Annotated in this window: 3 protein-coding genes and 1 pseudogene; all 4 read left to right on the top strand. The window is 46.8% G+C overall.

Annotation, left to right across the window (positions count from 1 at the left end):
• Positions 1 to 131: 131 nt before the first annotated feature.
• Positions 132 to 392 (top strand): annotated as a pseudogene (locus WBS51_RS15035) (type II toxin-antitoxin system PemK/MazF family toxin); the annotation flags it as partial.
• Positions 393 to 424: 32 nt separating this feature from the next.
• The gene (locus WBS51_RS15030) at positions 425 to 805 is read left to right on the top strand and encodes a recombinase family protein (RefSeq protein WP_342694155.1); all 381 of its coding nucleotides are present in this window, start codon (positions 425 to 427) and stop codon (positions 803 to 805) included.
• The gene (locus WBS51_RS15025; RefSeq protein WP_154473298.1) at positions 802 to 963 is read left to right on the top strand and encodes an SHOCT domain-containing protein; all 162 of its coding nucleotides are present in this window, start codon (positions 802 to 804) and stop codon (positions 961 to 963) included. Before WBS51_RS15030 ends, WBS51_RS15025 begins: the two co-directional genes overlap by 4 nt.
• A gap of 78 nt (positions 964 to 1041) precedes the next feature.
• Positions 1042 to 2685 (top strand): recombinase family protein, encoded by a 1644-nt coding sequence (locus WBS51_RS15020; protein WP_342694154.1) that lies wholly within the window; start codon positions 1042 to 1044, stop codon positions 2683 to 2685.
• Positions 2686 to 2739: the final 54 nt, after the last annotated feature.

The raw sequence follows: 2739 nt of genomic DNA, 5'->3' as shown, positions 1-2739 counted from the left end.
GGATGTGTAAACAGAATTCCCATAGCCGAAAGAGAAAGCCAGCGCCTTGAGACGCTGGCCTAGTAACAAGGGCTTATAGCCCTAGAGCAAACCACCCGTTGGACGGGTGGTCATGATTCGTTCAGAATAATACCGGCAATAAATACAGCCCGACCGTGATCGTGGCTGCGATTACCGGACGCAGGTTCAAGCATCCTCTGCCCACTCATGTGGCTTTGTATCATGTGAAAGGGCTTCGGTACGGATCGGTCGTACTGCTGGAACAGATACGGACCATTGACACTTCGAGACTAAGAGAGTACCTCGGAAGAATCAACCGAAAGGAAATGGCAGAGGTGGAGCAGTCTTTGGCAATCAGTTTTGGAATGGAGCAGCGATTAAGAGAGAAATAAGCACGAGATATCAACAGTCAGGAGGGATGGTTATGCATCAGGAACCAAAAGCATGGATTTACTGCCGTATTGATGCACCGGAAGATGTGCATGGCATGTTGAAAGTACAGAGGAAACAGCTGATGGATTATGCAGAGCAGATGGGATTTCAGGTGAAGGGATCTTCCACAGATCTGGCAGCCGGAAACAGTGACGTTCTCCCCGGATGGGAATACTTTTTGAAAACCGCCCCGTTGCAGCAGGTGGAAGTTTTACTGGTACATAACCTGTCACGGATTCATCGGGATACCTGTCAGGCACTGAGGATACTGGAACAACTTCAAAAGATGGGGATTGCGGTTTATTCTCCGCTGGAGGGAAAATTGAATTTTGGATTCCAGCGTATCATCGGAAGAATGGAGGGTATACAGTGAGTGAACAGAGAGAAACCAGAGAAATGCAGTATCAACTGTCCAGAAAACTGCTGGATCTGATGCTGAAAAACGGCTTTTTGGAGCCGGAGGAATATGCACAAATTGATGCTCTGAACCGGTCAACATTTTCTCCGGAACTGGCAGAAGTATATGCGTAAAAACACTGGATATCTGAAAAAAGGTGTGGTATTGTGTTGTGCTGACAGGAGGGAATGCTCCTGAGAAAGGAGAAAAACATGGGCAAGAAGATTACAAAAATAGAGCCTGTGAAGCAAAAACAAGCCGCAGAATATGCCGCTCCCAAACGGGTATGCGCCTACTGCCGTGTCAGCACTAGCAGTGCAGAACAGAAAAATTCCTTTGAAGCACAGGTACAGTACTACACCCGATTTATTGAGGAAAAGCCGAATTGGATATTGGTTGGAATCTATGCGGATGAAGCACGAAGCGGTACAAAAGTAAAAAGTCGTGACAGATTCCAACAGATGATACAGGACTGCAGGCAAGGAAAAATTGACCTCATCCTGACAAAGTCTGTCACCCGCTTTGCGAGAAATACAGTGGACAGTATCAATACTATTCGTATGCTGAAAGAACTTGGCGTAGAGGTCTACTTTGAGAAAGAACGAGTCGGTACGCTGTCTCAGAAAAGTGAACAGCTGCTGACTATCCTAAGTTCCATCGCACAGGGCGAGTCAGAGAGTATCTCTACAAACAGCAGGTGGTCTATCGTCCGACGGTTCCAAAACGGGACGTTTATCATCAGTTCTCCCGCCTATGGATACCGGAAAGATGAAAACGGCAATCTGATCATTCAGCCGGAGGAAGCTGCTATCGTCCGCAGGATTTTTGATGAATATCTCGGTGGAAAAGGTTCCTATGCGATTGCAAAAGAACTGCAGGCAGAAGGAGTTCCCACCATACGGACAGCAAAAGCATGGCAGGACAATGTTGTGAAATGGATTCTTCAGAATCCGGTATATGAGGGCGATCTGCTCTATCAGAAAACATATACAACGGAAGGTGTTCCATTTACGAAAAAATATAATCACGGAGAACTGCCAAAGTATCTGGTATCGGATAATCATGAACCGATCATCAGCAGAGAAGAAGCAGAGGCGGTACGTCAGATTTATGAATATCGCAGGCAGAAACACCACATGGACAATGTAGAGATTTATCAAAGCCGCTATGCGTTCAGTAGTCGGATCATCTGTGGGGAGTGCGGCAGTACATTCCGCCGGCAAAAAATCTATATCGGCAAGCCATATGAAAAGATTCAGTGGAGCTGCCGTCAGCATATCGCGGATATTACAAAGTGCAGGCAGAAACCAATCCGGGAAGATGTGATTCGGCAGATGTTTTTGCGCATGTGGAACAAGCTTGCCGGGCATGCGGAAGATGTCCTGCTTCCCCTGCTTGCGGTACTGAAGGCAGTACCAAACGATGCGGCACAGGAGCAGGAATTGCTCACATTGGAAAACAGAATACAGGAACTCAAACAGCAGAGCCATTGGTTGCAGAAAGTCCTCTCGGACGGCGACATAGGCTCTGCTGTTTTTATAGAACGCCGGAATCAGCTGGATACCGAGTTAGAAGAAATCAGCCGCAGGCAGCAGTTCCTAAAAGAGCAGAACCTGATGGAACAGGAAATTGCACAGACCGAGTATCTGCTGACGGTCTTCCGCACCCGGCCGGTTATGATAGAAGAATTCGATGAAGAATTGTTCCGACTGATTGTTGAAAGGATCAGAGTGTATCCCAACAGGCTGTGCTTTGAACTGAAAAACGGGCTGGAACTGGAAGAACACTATGTGTTATTCGGCAAATTAAACGCTGCCTTTTCCGTCAGATTAAAACGGGTCTTTCAGAGCACCTAACGATGGGATGAAGCATATATTTTTGGACGCTTCAGGCACGTTATTTTATGAGAA

Origin of the sequence: Blautia acetica (assembly GCF_038739805.1) — a bacterium.
Classification (GTDB): domain Bacteria; phylum Bacillota; class Clostridia; order Lachnospirales; family Lachnospiraceae; genus Blautia.
This window is presented reverse-complemented; position numbering and strand designations above follow the sequence as displayed.

What these genes read in the sequence shown, in the direction of transcription:
- WBS51_RS15030 (WP_342694155.1), top strand. Translation starts at nt 425, where the DNA reads ATGCATCAGGAACCAAAAGCATGGATTTACTGCCGTATTGATGCACCG.
- WBS51_RS15020 (WP_342694154.1), top strand. Translation starts at nt 1,042, where the DNA reads ATGGGCAAGAAGATTACAAAAATAGAGCCTGTGAAGCAAAAACAAGCC.